The sequence below is a fragment of the Altererythrobacter sp. Root672 genome (genome assembly GCF_001427865.1).
GTDB lineage: Bacteria > Pseudomonadota > Alphaproteobacteria > Sphingomonadales > Sphingomonadaceae > Croceibacterium_A.
The window spans coordinates 498,839-513,718 of the sequence record NZ_LMHH01000002.1 but is presented as its reverse complement, the minus strand read 5'-3'; the positions used below and the strand labels follow the sequence as shown (position 1 = coordinate 513,718).

17 protein-coding genes are annotated in these 14,880 nt (G+C 64.9%); 6 read left to right on the top strand and 11 right to left on the bottom strand.

What is annotated here, in order from left to right; genetic code table 11:
• Window positions 1-12: 12 nt before the first annotated feature.
• Entirely contained in the window at window positions 13-1,812 is a 1,800-nt protein-coding gene (locus ASD76_RS13755; RefSeq protein ID WP_055924012.1) for an AMP-dependent synthetase/ligase, read from the top strand.
• A 21-nt stretch (window positions 1,813-1,833) separates the two neighbouring features.
• On the opposite strand, the gene ASD76_RS13750 is transcribed toward ASD76_RS13755, so the two are convergent.
• The 3 genes from ASD76_RS13750 to ASD76_RS13740 all read right to left on the bottom strand — a co-directional run bounded on the left by ASD76_RS13750 (window position 1,834) and on the right by ASD76_RS13740 (window position 3,821).
• Window positions 1,834-2,361 (bottom strand): hypothetical protein, encoded by a 528-nt coding sequence (locus tag ASD76_RS13750; protein ID WP_055924009.1) that lies wholly within the window; start codon window positions 2,359-2,361, stop codon window positions 1,834-1,836.
• Between the two features lie 89 nt (window positions 2,362-2,450).
• Window positions 2,451-3,431 carry a sulfur carrier protein ThiS gene (gene thiS, locus ASD76_RS13745; RefSeq protein ID WP_082553843.1) on the bottom strand — a complete coding sequence of 327 codons (981 nt, stop codon included), beginning with the start codon at window positions 3,429-3,431 and terminating at the stop codon, window positions 2,451-2,453.
• Window positions 3,432-3,449: 18 nt separating this feature from the next.
• Window positions 3,450-3,821, bottom strand: coding sequence for a MerC domain-containing protein (locus tag ASD76_RS13740; protein ID WP_055924005.1), 372 nt, complete (start codon window positions 3,819-3,821; stop codon window positions 3,450-3,452).
• Between the two features lie 227 nt (window positions 3,822-4,048).
• Here ASD76_RS13740 and ASD76_RS13735 point away from each other — a divergent pair, with 227 nt between their 5' ends.
• From ASD76_RS13735 to rpsI, 4 genes are all read left to right on the top strand, one after another.
• Window positions 4,049-5,002 carry a COX15/CtaA family protein gene (locus tag ASD76_RS13735; RefSeq protein ID WP_235506759.1) on the top strand — a complete coding sequence of 318 codons (954 nt, stop codon included), beginning with the start codon at window positions 4,049-4,051 and terminating at the stop codon, window positions 5,000-5,002.
• On the top strand, window positions 4,999-5,313 hold the full coding sequence (cutA, locus tag ASD76_RS13730) for a divalent-cation tolerance protein CutA (protein ID WP_055924003.1): 315 nt from the start codon (window positions 4,999-5,001) through the stop codon (window positions 5,311-5,313). The genes ASD76_RS13735 and cutA overlap by 4 nt, the downstream gene beginning before the upstream one ends.
• Window positions 5,314-5,474: 161 nt before the next feature.
• Window positions 5,475-5,954, top strand: a complete 480-nt coding sequence (rplM, locus tag ASD76_RS13725) for a 50S ribosomal protein L13 (protein ID WP_055924000.1) — start codon at window positions 5,475-5,477, stop codon at window positions 5,952-5,954.
• Entirely contained in the window at window positions 5,954-6,478 is a 525-nt protein-coding gene (gene rpsI, locus ASD76_RS13720; protein WP_055923997.1) for a 30S ribosomal protein S9, read from the top strand. Before rplM ends, rpsI begins: the two co-directional genes overlap by 1 nt.
• Window positions 6,479-6,542: 64 nt before the next feature.
• On the opposite strand, the gene ASD76_RS13715 is transcribed toward rpsI, so the two are convergent.
• From ASD76_RS13715 to ASD76_RS13695, 5 genes are all read right to left on the bottom strand, one after another.
• A complete protein-coding gene (locus ASD76_RS13715; protein WP_055923993.1) occupies window positions 6,543-7,628 on the bottom strand; it encodes a winged helix-turn-helix domain-containing protein in 1,086 nt (361 codons plus the stop codon).
• 30 nt (window positions 7,629-7,658) lie between these two features.
• Window positions 7,659-8,483, bottom strand: coding sequence for a DUF4239 domain-containing protein (locus ASD76_RS13710; RefSeq protein ID WP_055923992.1), 825 nt, complete (start codon window positions 8,481-8,483; stop codon window positions 7,659-7,661).
• Window positions 8,484-8,574: 91 nt separating this feature from the next.
• A complete protein-coding gene (locus ASD76_RS13705) occupies window positions 8,575-9,444 on the bottom strand; it encodes a metallophosphoesterase family protein (RefSeq protein WP_055923989.1) in 870 nt (289 codons plus the stop codon).
• A complete protein-coding gene (locus ASD76_RS13700; RefSeq protein ID WP_235506739.1) occupies window positions 9,434-10,330 on the bottom strand; it encodes a diacylglycerol kinase family protein in 897 nt (298 codons plus the stop codon). Before ASD76_RS13700 ends, ASD76_RS13705 begins: the two co-directional genes overlap by 11 nt.
• Complete coding sequence (locus ASD76_RS13695) at window positions 10,327-10,593, bottom strand: hypothetical protein (RefSeq protein WP_055923986.1); 267 nt, start codon at window positions 10,591-10,593, stop codon at window positions 10,327-10,329. The genes ASD76_RS13700 and ASD76_RS13695 overlap by 4 nt, the downstream gene beginning before the upstream one ends.
• 211 nt (window positions 10,594-10,804) lie before the next feature.
• On the opposite strand from ASD76_RS13695, the gene ASD76_RS13690 reads away from it, so the two are divergent.
• A complete protein-coding gene (locus ASD76_RS13690) occupies window positions 10,805-11,119 on the top strand; it encodes a UrcA family protein (protein ID WP_055923983.1) in 315 nt (104 codons plus the stop codon).
• Window positions 11,120-11,154: 35 nt separating this feature from the next.
• Here the strand turns inward: ASD76_RS13690 and ASD76_RS13685 are convergent, their stop codons facing one another.
• The 3 genes from ASD76_RS13685 to ASD76_RS13675 form a co-directional block, all read right to left on the bottom strand.
• Window positions 11,155-11,898: a LytR/AlgR family response regulator transcription factor gene (locus ASD76_RS13685; RefSeq protein WP_055923980.1), complete on the bottom strand. Its 744-nt coding sequence runs from the start codon at window positions 11,896-11,898 to the stop codon at window positions 11,155-11,157.
• Between the two features lie 5 nt (window positions 11,899-11,903).
• The gene (locus tag ASD76_RS13680; RefSeq protein WP_055923977.1) at window positions 11,904-13,097 is read right to left on the bottom strand and encodes a sensor histidine kinase; all 1,194 of its coding nucleotides are present in this window, start codon (window positions 13,095-13,097) and stop codon (window positions 11,904-11,906) included.
• Window positions 13,098-13,184: 87 nt separating this feature from the next.
• Window positions 13,185-14,711, bottom strand: a complete 1,527-nt coding sequence (locus ASD76_RS13675) for a fumarate hydratase (RefSeq protein WP_200943106.1) — start codon at window positions 14,709-14,711, stop codon at window positions 13,185-13,187.
• Window positions 14,712-14,880 lie beyond the last annotated feature (169 nt).

Genomic DNA, 14,880 nt, shown 5'->3' with positions numbered 1-14,880 from the left:
AAGGAGGCGCGAATGCAGCTTACCGATTTCGCGTCTGCGCCGAATCTCGTCCGGCTGTTCTTCATCCGCGCGGACGAACTCGGCGAACGCCCGTTTCTGACTGCCAAGATCGAAGGCACCTGGACCTCGATCAGCTGGAACGAGGCTTCGCGCCAGGTCTGCCTGCTCGCGCAATCGCTGCGGTCGATGGGGCTCAAGGACGGCGACCGCGTGGTGCTGGTGGCCGAGAACCGGCCCGAATGGGCGATTGCCGACCTGGCGATCATGGCCGCTGGCTGCATCACCACCCCGGCCTACACCACCAACACCGAACGCGATCACCTGCACATCCTCGACAATTCGGGGGCCAAGGCGGTGATCGTCTCCAATCGCAAGCTGGCCGAGCCGCTGCTCCCCGCCATCGTCCGGTCCGGCATCGCGCACCAGGTGATCGCCATGGAACCGCTGCGCGCGGGCCAGGCGGACTTCGAGGTCCATCAATGGGCCGACCTGATCGAGGGCGATGCCGTGGCAGCGCGCGCTGCGGTGGAAGCGCGGATTGCCGGGATCGGGAGGCGCGATCCGGCCTGCATCATCTACACCAGCGGCACCAGCGGCGCGCCGCGTGGGGTGTTGCTCCACCACGGGGCGATCCTGTGCAATGTCGAAGGCGCGGCCGAAGTGCTCGCCGGCGACTTCGGCTGGGGCGACGAACGCTTCCTTTCGTTCCTGCCAATGAGCCACGCGCTTGAACACACCGCGGGGCTGTACCTTCCGATCGGACTTGGCGCGGACGTCTGGTTTGCGGAAGGTCTCGACAAGCTCGGCAGCAATATCGAGGAAGCCAAGCCGACTTTCATGGTCGTGGTCCCGCGCCTGTTCGAGATGCTGCGTGGCCGCATCGTCAAGCAGGTCGAAAAGCAGGGCCGGTTCGCGCAATTCCTGCTCGATCAAGCACTCAGCCTGGCGGAACGGCGCGCGGCTGGCGTTCGCCGCCTGAGCGACTGGCCGGTGGAGCGCTTGCTCGACGCGACTCTGCGCCCGAAGATCCGGCAACGCTTCGGCGGGCGCATCAAGGCGCTCGTTTCTGGCGGCGCGCCGCTCAATCCCGAGGTCGGCGCATTCTTCGAATCGATGGGCCTGGTCATGCTCCAGGGCTACGGCCAGACCGAGAGCGCGCCGGTGGTGAGCTGCAATTACCCCTCGGCCGGCATTCGCCTGGCGACAGTCGGCCCGCCCTTGCGCGGGGTGGAAGTCAGGGTCGCCGACGATGGCGAGATCCTCGTCCGCGGCGAGTTGGTGATGCTCGGTTATTGGCACAACCCGGCGGAGACCGCGAAGACGATCATCGACGGCTGGCTCCACACCGGCGACATCGGCCACCTCGACGAAGGCGGTCGGATCGTCATCACCGATCGCAAGAAGGACATCATCGTCAACGACAAGGGCGACAACATCGCCCCGCAAAAGCTGGAGGGCATGCTCACGCTCCAGCCCGAAATATCCCAAGCGATGGTGAGCGGCGACAAGCGGCCTTACGTCGTCGGGCTAGTGGTGCCCGACTGCGACTGGTCTTTCCGCTGGGCGAAGGAGAACGGTGAGAAGCTCGACATCGACCAACTCCAGAAACTCCCCGCATTCCGCAGCGCTCTGCGCGGCGCGGTCGATCGCGTGAACCAAGATCTCTCGGTTACCGAAAAGGTTCGCCAGTTCGCCTTCGCCGACGAACCGTTCACGATCGAGAACGGCGAGATGACCCCAAGCCTCAAGATCCGCCGGCACAAGATCAAGGAGCGGTACGGAGACCGGATCGACGGGTTGTATAGGGGCTAGCTTGGCAGTCCTCGGCGACGATCAAGCCGCTTCGGCTTCGACCTTCTCCGGATAGAAGCACGGTTCGCGGTCGGACCAGCCGGGCGCGGTGGCCGCGGCTTCGCTGAGCGACTGGAGCAGCATCTTGCGGCGGGCCGGGCGGATCTGCGGCAGCGCAGCGGCGCCGCAAAAGGCGGATGGGAGCCACGGGCGCGCCTTCGCACCCAGAAGCCGCTCATAGAGGAAGCGGTACGAAGAGAAGCTAGACAGCTGTTCCTGCGCCAGGTCGAGCGCGGTGACGCGGGTCAACGGGCCCATGAAGTCCTGCACACCGTCCATCGAGGTTTCACAGGGGATCGTCTCGCGCAGGGTCCGGAGTTCGCGGTACGCAAGGTACTGCGCGCGGATCGAACCCATGTCGCCGGACTTGCGCGACCACAGCTTGAAGGCATCGCCGCGACCGAGGCCTATATCGAGCGAGCGCTCGATGAAAAGCTGCTCTTCCTCGGTGAAGCTGGCGAATTCGCGCAGTTCGGCAATGGTCAGCGATGCAGTCCCGGTCTTGGCCATGACAGCCCCCTTTCGATGGGAGTGTCACCGATGTTGGTTAACGATCCGCAAAGGCCGGTGCGGAAATCCTCCCTGTGCCGGGGAGGATCTTAGATAAGGCCGGCCAGCGGGCTGCTGGGGTCAGCGTATTTCCGAGTCGCCATGCGACCGGCGAGGTAAGCATCGCGGCCGGCCTGGACTGCGTACTTCATCGCACGGGCCATCCTGATCGGGTCCTTGGCTTCGGCGATCGCGGTGTTCATCAGAATGCCGTCGCAGCCGAGCTCCATCGCCACAGTGGCGTCGCTAGCGGTGCCCACACCGGCGTCGACCAGCACCGGGACCTTTGCACCTTCGACGATCAGGCGAATGGTCACCCGATTCTGGATGCCGAGCCCTGAACCGATCGGTGCACCAAGCGGCATGATCGCCACGGCGCCCGCTTCTTCCAGCTGCTTCGCCCCGATCGGATCGTCGGTGCAGTAGACCATCGGCTTGAAGCCCTCGTTTGCGAGCACCTCGGTCGCACGCAAGGTCTCGCGCATGTCGGGGTAGAGCGTACGCGCTTCACCCAACACTTCGAGCTTCACCAGGTCCCAGCCGCCGGCCTCCCGCGCCAGGCGCAGAGTGCGGATCGCATCCTCTGCGGTGAAACAGCCGGCGGTGTTGGGCAGGTAGGTGACCTTCTTGGGGTCGATGAAATCGGTCAACATCGGCGCCGAAGGGTCGGACACGTTGACCCTTCGCACGGCGACCGTGACGATCTCCGCCCCGCTCGCTTCGAGTGCCGCGGCGTTTTCCGCGAAGTCCTTATACTTCCCGGTGCCGACGATCAGGCGCGAACGAAAGGTACGGCCCGCAACTGTCCAGGTGTCGTCATCGGAGCCACCGCCCACGAAGTGGACAATCTCCAGGGCATCACCTTCGGCCAATGTCACTTCTCCCAAAGTCGAGCGGGGCGCGATCACGCCGTTGTGCTCGACCGCAACTTTCTCCGGCTTCAGTCCCAGCTCGGTGACGAGTTCGGCGATGGTCGAGGCGGCGGAGCGGCGCGGCTCGCCGTTGATGGTGAGATTGATGGGCGCGGTCATGCCCCGCGCAGATAACGCTTACGCGGGCTTGCGCAAGTTGAGCGTGTGCCCGGCCGCAACGAGAATCACGCCGATGATCGTCAGCACCGCCTCTTCAATGCCATGGTCGACGGCCAGTGCGCCGCCCATGAAGGACAGGCCGACCATCGCGACGACGAAGGGCGCGGCGCGCCGGTGCTGGATGGCGCCGATGCCGATGGCGACGCCGGCAACGACTGTCGCGCACACCAGGCCCACGCGGTGGACGATCGGGTCGAGCAGCAGTCCGCCGCCAAGACCGAGTCCCGCCACGATGACGATGCCCAGCACGCAATGCACTGCGCAGAGGCCGGAAAGGACCATGCCAACGCGGTCGAGCCGCCCGCGAATCCAGGGAATAGTGTGACCCATCGCGGCCCCATCTATGTAACTGTATAACGTTGCGCAAGCCCCCACGGGTTCTTCGCCTGCGCCGTTCGTCGCGCGAGGCTTGCGCTTTGTCTTACGTAGGGGCAGTGGGCCTGCTCATGGTCGTACAGGCAGAGAATCCGGCTGGGGACCTTGCACCCCGCGCCCGGACCGTTCGCGCGCTCCCCTTGGCCCGCTGGTTACTGGCGGTTGCCGTTCTGGTGGTGCTGATGATCGCGGTGGGCGGCATTACCCGGCTCACCGAAAGCGGTCTCTCGATCACGGAATGGAAGCCCGTCACCGGCGCGCTTCCGCCGCTGACAGAGGCGCAGTGGCAGGCGGAGTTCCAAGGCTACCAGCAGATCGGCGAATATCGCCAGATCAACGGCCCGGCCGGAATGACCCTGAGCGACTACAAGTTCATCTACTTCTGGGAGTGGTCCCACCGGCTGCTCGGCCGTTTGATCGGGCTGGCGTTCGCGCTGCCTTTGGCATGGTACTGGGTCAGGGGCGCAATACCGAAGGGCTATAAGCCACGGCTGCTCGCGCTGCTGGCACTTGGTGGCCTGCAAGGGGTGTTCGGCTGGTACATGGTCCGCTCGGGTCTGTCCGAGAAGGTGACCGACGTCAGCCACTTCTGGCTCTCGATCCATTTGCTGACGGCCCTCTTCACCCTTGCCGGACTCGTCTGGACCGCGCTCGACCTGATCCAGCTCAGTCGCAATCCCTCGGCTAGGCCGGCGCGGCTGACCGGTTTTGCCGCACTCACCGGGCTCATCGTGTTCGTCCAGCTGTTGCTCGGCGCGTGGGTAGCGGGGCTTAACGCGGGCCTCGCCTCCGATACGTGGCCCTTGATGCAGGGCCGCCTGTTTCCCGAAGTCGACTGGTCGAAGGGATTTGGCTGGGCGCTGACGCATGATCCCTATTTGCTCCACTTCCTCCATCGCTGGTGGGCGTGGGTGGTGGTCGCCGCACTGGTCGTCCTTTCCCGCAAGGTCCGCCGCGCGGGCGTTCGCCAGGCCGCGGTGGCAATCCATTCGGCGTTCGGCACCCAGATCCTGCTTGGCATTGCGACGGTCATGACCGGCGTGGCGCTATGGCTGGCGGTCTTGCACCAACTCGTCGGGGCTCTGCTCGTGGCCGCTACGGCCTGGGGCGCGCACTCCGTAGGACGCCGGCCGTGAGCGCGCTGATCTGGTCTCCCTTCGGCGACGAAGCCAGCGCCGAGGAAGTCGCTCGCCAGATGATCGACGAGCGGCTGGTCGCCTGCGCCAACATCCTCCCGCCGATGCGCTCGATCTACCTATGGCAGGGCGAAATCGACGAGAGCGCAGAAGTCGGCGTGCTGTTCAAGACCGATGCCGCCCTGCTCGATCGGGCAACTGCCCGCCTTGCGGAGATCCATCCTTATGAAGTGCCCGCGGTGCTCGGCTGGCGCACGGATACTGCGGCCAAACCCACCGCCGAATGGTTGCGCGGATTGGTCAGCGACTAGCCTGACTGAAGGGCGCTAATTCTGGCAGGTAATATTTTACCTCTCAGCAAGGCCGCAGATTGCTTGACTTACAGGGGCTCAAACGACAAATGGCCCGCTCTTCGCAAGGCCGGGGCGAATCCGGCTGCGCGAAACCTGTTTCGTAATAAGGACACACCGCCATGAAGGCGCTCACCAAGATCACCCGGTCGATCAAGCCGGCCGAGGTCGAAAAGAAGTGGCACCTGATCGATGCCGAGGGACTGGTCGTTGGCCGCCTCGCCGTGATCGTCGCCAACCACCTGCGCGGCAAGCACAAGACGAGCTTCACTCCGCACGTCGATTGCGGTGACCACGTCGTGGTCATCAACGTCGAGAAGGTCCGTTTCACGGGCAACAAGCGTGACGAGAAGACCTACTACAAGCACACCGGCTATGCCGGCGGCATCAAGGCCGTGACGGCGGACAAGGTCCTCGACGGTCGCTTCCCCGAGCGCGTGCTGGAAAAGGCCGTTGAGCGCATGATCCCGCGCGGTCCGCTGGGCCGTCAGCAGATGAAGGCGCTGCACCTCTACGCCGGCACCGAGCATCCGCATGGTGGCACCCAGCCCCAGCCGCTCGACGTCGCTTCGCTGAACCGCAAGAACAAGGCCGCCGCATAATGGCTACCGAAAACAACGATACCCAGACCGTCTCCGATCTGGCCGAGCTCAACACGCTCGCTGTCACCGACGACGCCCCGGTTGTTGCTCCTCCGCCGTCCACCCCGGCCATCCTGCGCGAGCAAGAGCTCGACAAGCAGGGCCGCGCTTACGCCACCGGCCGCCGCAAGGACGCGGTTGCCCGCGTGTGGATCAAGCCCGGCAGCGGCAAGGTCGTGGTCAACGGCCGCGAACAGGAAGTCTACTTCGCCCGTCCGACGCTGCGCCTGGTTATCAACCAGCCGTTCGCGATCGCCGGCCGTGAAGGCCAGTACGATGTCGTCGCCACCGTCAAGGGTGGCGGGCTCTCCGGCCAGGCCGGTGCGGTCAAGCACGGCATCAGCCAGGCTCTCGCCAAGTACGAGCCGGCCCTGCGCACCACGGTCAAGGCCGCCGGGTTCCTGACCCGCGACAGCCGTACGGTCGAGCGTAAGAAGTACGGCCGCGCCAAGGCTCGCCGCAGCTTCCAGTTCTCGAAGCGCTAAGCGGTTCGATACCGAACAAACGGAAAGGGCGGTCCTGCGGGGCCGCCCTTTTTGTATGGGCGTTTCAGGCGTTGCCCGTGCCGCGGCGAGCCAGGATCATCGCCCCGACCACGCAGCCGCCGAACAAAGCGCCTTCCAGGCCGCCGGTCACCGCCTGGCTTATCGGTCCGAACCCCTGTTCCCCGAACAGCGCCCCGATCGGGTCAAGCGTCAGGCGCGAGTACGGCAGGCTCCGCGCCAAGAGGTCGAGGCTGCCGCCCATCATATGTCCGCCAAGCAGGGTAATGAGCACTCCCGCGAGACCTCCAGCAAGTGCGGCTATCCCGACTCCCTGACGCAGGCCCGGCTTGCCCGAACGCCCCGCAAGCCAGGCGCCAAGTCCCACGGCTCCCCCCAGCAGCAGACCTTCGGGCGCGCCGGTTATGTCACCGGGCGATTGCCCGAACAGCAGGTTGAACGCGTCGAGGCCGAGCAGTTTGACGACGGCTCCGACAAGCAGCCCGCCAACGGCACCGCCTGCGGGCGCCCAGCGCCAAGGGTTTCCCGAGGCATATCCGGCCGCCGCCATGCCAAAGCTAACCCCAGCCGCCCCAAGGATCGCGACGACCACGGTGATCACGGTCAGGACGAGGAGGACAGATGTCGCGCCCATTCCTGGTTGCAGCGGCGTGGTCGAGCCGCTGAAGCCATAGAACAGGCCGCCGATCAGTCCCGCAAACCCACCTCCCAGCGTGCCCGCGGCGCCGAATGGCAACCACTCCAGCCAAGCGTTGACCGAAGGACTTGGCACTGCCGACGTGCCGAGGGCGCCATCGGTCCACTCGACCGCGGCGATGAAGCGATAGCCATGCTTGGGCACCGTCTCCACGAACCGAGGGGCTGCCGCGTCGTCTCCGAGCTGGCGGCGCAGGGTCTTGATGCACTGGGTGAGCGCTTCATCGGTAACCGGGACGCCGCGCCAAACTTCGTCGAGGAACCTGTTCTTGGAAACGAGCTGGCCATGCTCCCGCACCAGGAGGGCAAGGGCATCGAGATAGCGGGCGTTGATCTCAACCGTTACGCCCTTGCGCGCGAGCCGGCGGTTGCGCGGATCGAGCTGGAAGTCTTCGAACAGGTAAGTACCGGCCGCCCGGTCATCTGCCTCGCCCATGGCCGAAGGCTAGGCCAAGGCGAGAGAAACTCAAGACGGCTGTGGCGTGGGCACCGGATCGTACGAACCGGCGGGTTGAGCGTGCAATGACTGCTGGAGGTCCTCCATCGGCCGCTGCGATTCCCTGATCGACCCCGTCGTCGGGCTGTCGAGGTCGATGATCAGGATCACCGACAGGGCGAACAGGAACAGCAGGAACGCCGAGACCTTGCGCCCGTTTCGGCCCGTCATGACATAGCCGATCACCCCGGCGGTGATGATCTGATAGATGAACAACAAGGCAAAGACCTGCGGCGGAACGTGGGTGCGCCGCGCGGCCTTTCGTGCCGCGTCCATGTCGATCATGTCGTTCATCGTGTTGACGAAGGTGACCGCAAGCGGTGTTCCCTCAATCGAGGGATAGGCGGCGACCGTTGCCTTCCACAAATCGGTGAGGAGCGCGTCGCTCCGGGCGACCAAGCCTTCCCCTTCGGGACCGGGCTCGGCCTTGCCCAGCGTAATGCGGTTGTCGACATAGGCGGTCAGCAGGTTGCTGATCTCGGTCCGATGGGGTTCCTTGAGCAGCTGCGCGCGCAAATAAGTCGTGCCGATTGCGTTGGCCTCTAGCAGCACCTGGGTTCGGCGATTGTCGAAGCGATCGATGGCCAGCGAGAACGTGAAGCCGACCAGGAGAGCAAGCAGACCCATCACCGCGGAGAAGATGTAGCCTTCCTGATCCGACCTCTCGTCGTTGCCCGGCGAAACCCAGCGCCTCAGGAAGTAACCGAGCAGGGCGCTCAGCACGAGACAGACGAGAAGCCCTACAAAGACGAACCACAGCGGCTCGCTCAAGATCCAGTTCCCGACCAGAGTCATCGACGGTTCCCCTGCACAGCGAGCGACCTGACAGCTTGTGAGGTAGCGGCACAGTCATCGCCATCGGGGTTTTTCGGGAGAGTACCGGGTCCTAGTGAACCGGCGGATCGGTCTCCGGAACCTGGTTCACCGGCGCCACCGGTTCTCCGGCTTCGCGAGGCGGCAGGGCATTTTCCGGCACGTCATCGATCTGCATCGCTCTGGTCGGCACTTCGCCGAGGTTACGCGCCCTTACCGTGAGCGTCGCACCGTCCCAGGTCAGCTCGTTGAAGCTGGGCGGCGTCGAGCGGACTCGCTGCGACAGCGTGCCGGCGCCGATCATCCTGACCGATCCCGCGGGCGTCTGTTCGATGATGTCGAACGGATCGTGCACATGGCCGCTGAGCACCGCCAGCACCGGCCGCCGGGCCAGCTCGGTGAGCGCTTTCATGCCATTGATCGTCAGCGCCGTCCCCTTGGTCCCAACCTCGCGCAGCGGGTGGTGGGCCGTGACCAGCACCTTTACGCCCTTCGGCAAGGCATCGATCGCCGCGAGGCACTTGGCGAGCGACGAGCGGCTCACCCAGCCCTTGGACCAATTGAGCCGCGGCTGACCCCGCACCGCCGTCTTGAGCGGGACGATGGCGAGGCCCGGCAAGTCGATCTCCCGCTCGATCAGCCCCTCAATCTCGCGAAAGCGGCGATAGGGATCGAGGAAGCGTTCGATCAGATTGAAGTAGGGCATGTCGTGGTTGCCCACTTCGACCGTCACAGGGACGTCGAGCGATTGGATCCAGCGCGTCGCAGCGTCGAATTCGCGATGCCGAGCCCGCATGGTCAGGTCGCCAGTGATGGCGACGGCGTGCGGCTGCCTATTGGCGATTTCCTGCCTGACCCAGTCGAGCGCTCCGCGGTCCTCGAGACCGAAATGAATGTCGCTCAAGTGGAAGAGCAGAGTCGTGGGCGGCGCGCTATCGGGCATCGGCCTCAGTGGCTAGCAGGTCGACCCCGCAGGCCGCCAGTACGAACTCGACCGAGGCGGCAGCGTCGACCTGTTCCCCATCTACCAGGACCCCGAATGGATTGCCCTGAGTGCTCGTCAGCCGGAGCGTTCGTTCGGTGCCGAGTGCGTCGTGCGGGCCCTCGCGAAAATTGCGTTTGAGCAGCGCCCAGGTCTGTTCGAGATATTCTGCGGCCGATCCCGCATAGTAGCCGGCAACCTCTATCCCGTGATCGCGCGGAGTCAGCATGACTAGCGGATAGCCTTCGTCTCGTCCCAGCGGGGGATCGGCGCAGGCGATCATTTCGCCGCCGAGCGTTTCGTTGATGGCCTCCACCGTTCCAGCCGCAAGTTCGGCCACATTGGCTTCACGCATCGCCTCGCGCACGCGGCCCCAACTCGTACCGGGCCCGGCGAGCAAGCCGGCGTAGGCGTCGCCATGCTCGCTGCGGATTACGCCCGGCCGGCGCTTCTGGGCTGCGCCGCTTGCGACCAGGGAGATGACGTCTTCCAGTGGACGATCGCCGTGCAGGCGTTGGTAGAGCAGGTTCATCGTGCCGCCGGGCAGGACCAGGACCGCCCCGCCCCACCCCTCAAGCCCGGCAATCAGCGAGTTGATCGTGCCATCCCCGGCAAAGACCGCGACGCATTCGACACCGGCGGCATCGAGTGCATCCGGCGTCGGTAGCTCCTCTTCCGGAAAGACCGTGCGTCCGACGAGACCCAGGTCATTCGCGGCGAGACATTCCTCGAGCGCCGCAAGCGCCGCGTCGTCGTTGCTGCCGCTCGAAGCGTTGCTGACCAGCCAGATGCCATTGTCTCCCATCATGGCGCCAAAGCGAACGCCCCGGCGCTCGGTTCCCGTCATGCCCGGCGAGAAATTATCAGCCAGCCGGAAATCCCGTTGAGCACACTATAGCCGAAATAGGCCCAGCCCCAGCCGGGATGGCCGTACGCGGCCAGCAGCAGCACGCCGAGCAGGAGCACGAACTCGACCCCCAGGCTGGCCTTGCCGCCAAAGCCGCGCAGAAGGGCCGGCAGCTGCTCCAACAGCGGATGGCGGCTCTCAAGCACCGCCTTGTGGACAGCAAAGTTGCCGATTCCGAGCAGGAAAGTGATGAAAATTGCCATAGTTCGCAATGTGGCGATGCATTCGTCGGTTGCCAATTGCCGTTCGTGGAGCGGACTGGACTCTTCATCGGCAGCGTCGAAATCCGTCGAACGACGCACGGCTTATATCGAGCGCTCCAACACCGGCATCGTTCCCTGCGGTATCTCTCTGCTTGCGCCGCAGCCGCCACTCAGTCCCGGCAGTTGCGGCGCAGCCTGAAGGGGAACCGCAATGACCATTCGTACACTTTCACTGGCGCTGGCTGCGGCCTCCGCTCTTATCACTCCCGCCGTTGCTTTCGCCGGCGAGAACCAGACCACCCAACGTGTGAGGATTGCCTACAAGGACCTCGATCTTTCGAGCGACGCCGGGCAGAAAGAACTCGACCGCCGGATGGACAAGGCCGCTCGCGATGCCTGCGGCATGGACGAGAAGGTAACGGGCTCACGCATCGCCACCTCTGAATCGCGGCAATGCTACAGCACCACCCGCACGCAGATCGGCCAGAGCCTGAGCCACCTCACCGGCAACCGTACCGCCGGCTGATTACAGAACCCCCCGAGCCGGGCGCGCCTCTCCGGTTAGCGCCCGGCCATAGCCTTGACCTTGCGCAGATAGGTTCGCCCTATGCGCAAGGTCTCGCCATTTTCGAGCTCCGCACACCACACACCGAGACCTTCGTGCCGGAGGCCGCGAATGCGGTCGCGCCGCAGGATCGTCGAGCGGTGGATTCGGATGAAGCGTGAAGGATCGAGTCGGCCTTCGAGACCGGCGATGGTCTGCAGCAAGAGGTAGCTGCGGTCCTGTACATGCAGCCGGACATAGTCGCGCTCGGCATCAATCCGTTCGACCTGGTCGGCTTCGATCCGCAGCAGTTCCGAGCGGTGGGGGACCCAGAACTCCGTCAGCCAGTCTCCGCCGCCACCGTTGGTCGATGCGACATGGTCCCGCCGTCCAAAGGCCCGGTCGATCGCGCGTTCGAGCCGTTCGGCGCCGACCGGCTTGAGGACATAGTCGACCGCTTCGATATCGAACGCCTCGACCGCAAAGTCTTCATGCGCGGTGACGAAAATGACCGCCGGCGGGTTGCTCCGCTTGGCGAGTTGGCGGGCCAGCGTGAGCCCGTCCATCCCCGGCATGGTCATGTCCAGCAAGAGCAAGTCGGGCTTGAGCTTGTCGGCCAGACGCAAGGCCGCCTCCCCGTCGCTGGCCGTGCCGATGACGGCCAGTTGGTCCATCTCGGCGCACAGAACCTGCATCCGCTCGATCGCCAGCGGTTCATCGTCGACGATCATCGTCCGAAGCACGCCGTCATCCCCCAACATCGAACTCAGCCCTCCAGATTGCGCAAGATCGGCAGCCGCAGCTGCGTGGTGTAGCCTTCCGGCGTCGCGCCGGTCGCGACAGTCGCCTCGGTGCCGAAGCGAGCTTCGAGCCGGTCCCGCACGTTGGCCAGGCCTATACTATGATTATTGCCCGGCTTGGAGTTGATTGCGGCGCCCGGCCCGTCATCCGAGACAGTAATCACCAGCCGGCCATATTCCTCGCGCGCCGCCAGCGTGATCGTCACCTGCCCCGAGGTCGGCGCCACGGCGTGCTTGACCGAATTCTCTACCAGCGGCTGAAGGATCATTCCCGGTACTCGGGTATCCTCAAGCTCCGGCGGGAGCTGATAGACCGCCCGCAGCCGATGCGGGAACCGGACCGCCTCGATCTCCAGGTAGAGTTTCTGCAACGCGAACTCTTCCTTCAACGGCACTTCAGAGGTTGGATCGTCCGCCAGGCTGCGGCGATAGAAGGTGGAGATCATCTGGATCATCCGTTCGGCGGCCTGGGTCTTGCCCGTGAGCACCAACGCGGACAGCGAATTGAGGGTGTTGAACAGGAAGTGCGGATTGACCTGATAGCGCAGGCTGCGCAGCTCAGCCGCCTTGGCCGCGCGCCGATATTCGCCCTCGCGCCGCTCGGCCGCGGTTGCCCGCTCGCCGGTCAGTAGCGCGAGATAGAGTGCGCACCAGGCGAGCAACATGAAGTAGCGGCCGAAGGCGACTTCGGTGATGTCCTGCCAGGCGGTAGCGAGCGTGATCGAGGTGGGTTCGTCGGTCGGCTTCTCGTCAGCACCCATGTCCGGCAGCTCCGCGAAGATATTGCCGCCGACCGATTCCGCCTTCTGCGCCTTCATGCGCTCGTAAACGCGCTTTTCGAGGTCGGCCATGATGATCTGGTTGGTCTGGGCGATGGCTACCGCCACCGGCAAGGAGACCAACAATGCCGCAGCGATCTTGGCCCACAGCGGGCGCTCGTCGAAGATCCGCAGGACCAGCCACAGCGCCAGCGTGATGACCACGCCTGCGGCGCAAGCGATGGCCCGGCGCCACATCATCTCCATCGCGAACCCGAGATCGAGCATCTCGGCCCGCAGCGTGGTCAGCAGGAAGTACGCCAGCCACAGCCCGAGGATCGACAGGAGCACCGTCTTGAACGGCACCCGCGCGCTGAATTCGTCTTTACGTTCCCCATTCATCCCGCCTGTCTAGCGGGCACAGGGGTAAAAGGGCCAGCCCAGCCGTCGAAGAGGGTGGCCCCTTGGTCGAACGATGCTTGAGGTTCGTCAGGCGCCTTCGAGCAGCCCTTCGTTAGCGATCTTCTCGCGCCAGTGCGCCGGAGCGAGCGTGTGGACGTTGCTGCCCTCGCTGTCGACCGCGACCGTCACCGGCATGTCCTGCACGGTGAACTCGTAGATCGCCTCCATCCCGAGGTCTTCGAAACCGACCACCTTGGCCTGCTTGATCGCGCGAGCGACGAGATAGGCCGCGCCGCCAACTGCCATGAGGTAGGCGACCTTGTGCTTGGCGATCTCCTGCACCGCGCCCTGCCCGCGCTCGGCCTTGCCGATCATCGCCAGCAGCCCGAGGTCGAGCATCATGTCGGTGAACTTGTCCATCCGCGTGGCGGTGGTCGGGCCGGCGGGGCCGACGACTTCGCCCATCACCGGATCGACCGGGCCGACGTAGTAGATCGCCCGGCCCTTGAAGCTGACCGGCAATTCCTCGCCCTTGGCCAGCATGTCCTGGATGCGCTTGTGCGCCGCATCGCGCCCGGTGAGCATCGCGCCGTTGAGCAGCAGGCGGTCGCCCGCCTTCCAGCTGCGCACTTCCTCCGCCGTCAGCTTGTCGAGGTCGACTCGCTTGGCCGCACTGTCGGGCTGCCATTGAACCTTGGGCCACTGTTCGAGGTCCGGCACGGGCAGATAGCTCGGCCCAGAACCGTCGAGCGTGAAATGCGCGTGGCGCGTGGCGGCGCAGTTGGGGATCATCGCTACCGGCTTGCCCGCTGCGTGGCAGGGCCAGTCGAAGATCTTGACGTCGAGCACCGTGGCCAGGCCGCCCAGCCCCTGCGCGCCGATGCCGAGCGCGTTGACCTTGTCGAAGATCTCGACCCGCAGCCGCTCGATGTCGGTCTGCGGTCCGCGCGCCTTGAGCTGGCCCATGTCGATCGGATCCATCAGGCTCATCTTGGCGAGCTTGACCGCGTGTTCCGCCGTCCCACCGATACCGATGCCGAGCATGCCCGGCGGACACCAGCCGGCGCCCATCTGCGGGACCATCTCCAGCACCCAGTCGACGATGTTGTCGCTGGGGTTCATCATCTTGAACTTGGACTTGTTCTCGCTGCCACCACCCTTGGCGGCCACGTCCACCGTCACCTTGTTGCCCGGCACCATCTCGACCGACAGCACGCACGGCGTGTTGTCGCGGGTGTTACGGCGAGTGAACGCAGGATCGGCCAGCACCGAGGCGCGCAGCTTGTTTTCCGGGTTGTTGTAGGCGCGGCGCACGCCCTCATCGACCACGTCCTGCAACGAGCGCGAGGACTCCAGCCGGCAATCCTGCCCCCACTTCACGAACACGTTAACGATGCCGGTGTCCTGGCAGATCGGCCGGTGCCCTTCGGCGCACATGCGGCTGTTGGTGAGGATCTGCGCAATCGCATCCTTCGCCGCCGGGCCCTGCTCGGCCTCATAGGCTTCGCCCAGCGCCCGGATGTAGTCCATCGGGTGATAGAACGAGATGTACTGCAGCGCGTCCGCCACGCTTTCGATCAGGTCTTCCTCGCGAATGGCGACCATGCCGTTCATCGAAACAGTACTCCTTCTGGTCGATGGCCCCATAGGCGCGCACCCGCCCGCAGGTCAAAGCGCTTGCAAGAACAGCGGCCAGCGAAGGTTTGCCAGCGACTAAATGCTACAATACCAAGCATTGCGGCGAAGTGTCGCAGGCCCTAAGGCTCCGCCAACCCCGTTATTA

Coding starts and splice junctions, on each gene's coding strand:
- ASD76_RS13710 (WP_055923992.1), bottom strand. CDS start 8,483: ATGACTCTGGTCGGGAACTGGATCTTGAGCGAGCCGCTGTGGTTCGTC.
- thiS (WP_082553843.1), bottom strand. CDS start 3,431: ATGACCGCGCCCATCAATCTCACCATCAACGGCGAGCCGCGCCGCTCC.
- rplM (WP_055924000.1), top strand. CDS start 5,475: ATGAAGGCGCTCACCAAGATCACCCGGTCGATCAAGCCGGCCGAGGTC.
- rpsI (WP_055923997.1), top strand. CDS start 5,954: ATGGCTACCGAAAACAACGATACCCAGACCGTCTCCGATCTGGCCGAG.
- ASD76_RS13700 (WP_235506739.1), bottom strand. CDS start 10,330: ATGACGGGAACCGAGCGCCGGGGCGTTCGCTTTGGCGCCATGATGGGA.
- ASD76_RS13715 (WP_055923993.1), bottom strand. CDS start 7,628: ATGGGCGAGGCAGATGACCGGGCGGCCGGTACTTACCTGTTCGAAGAC.
- ASD76_RS13750 (WP_055924009.1), bottom strand. CDS start 2,361: ATGGCCAAGACCGGGACTGCATCGCTGACCATTGCCGAACTGCGCGAA.
- ASD76_RS13690 (WP_055923983.1), top strand. CDS start 10,805: ATGACCATTCGTACACTTTCACTGGCGCTGGCTGCGGCCTCCGCTCTT.
- ASD76_RS13735 (WP_235506759.1), top strand. CDS start 4,049: ATGATCGCGGTGGGCGGCATTACCCGGCTCACCGAAAGCGGTCTCTCG.
- ASD76_RS13705 (WP_055923989.1), bottom strand. CDS start 9,444: ATGCCCGATAGCGCGCCGCCCACGACTCTGCTCTTCCACTTGAGCGAC.
- ASD76_RS13695 (WP_055923986.1), bottom strand. CDS start 10,593: ATGGCAATTTTCATCACTTTCCTGCTCGGAATCGGCAACTTTGCTGTC.
- ASD76_RS13685 (WP_055923980.1), bottom strand. CDS start 11,898: ATGTTGGGGGATGACGGCGTGCTTCGGACGATGATCGTCGACGATGAA.
- ASD76_RS13675 (WP_200943106.1), bottom strand. CDS start 14,711: ATGAACGGCATGGTCGCCATTCGCGAGGAAGACCTGATCGAAAGCGTG.
- ASD76_RS13740 (WP_055924005.1), bottom strand. CDS start 3,821: ATGGGTCACACTATTCCCTGGATTCGCGGGCGGCTCGACCGCGTTGGC.
- ASD76_RS13755 (WP_055924012.1), top strand. CDS start 13: ATGCAGCTTACCGATTTCGCGTCTGCGCCGAATCTCGTCCGGCTGTTC.
- ASD76_RS13680 (WP_055923977.1), bottom strand. CDS start 13,097: ATGAATGGGGAACGTAAAGACGAATTCAGCGCGCGGGTGCCGTTCAAG.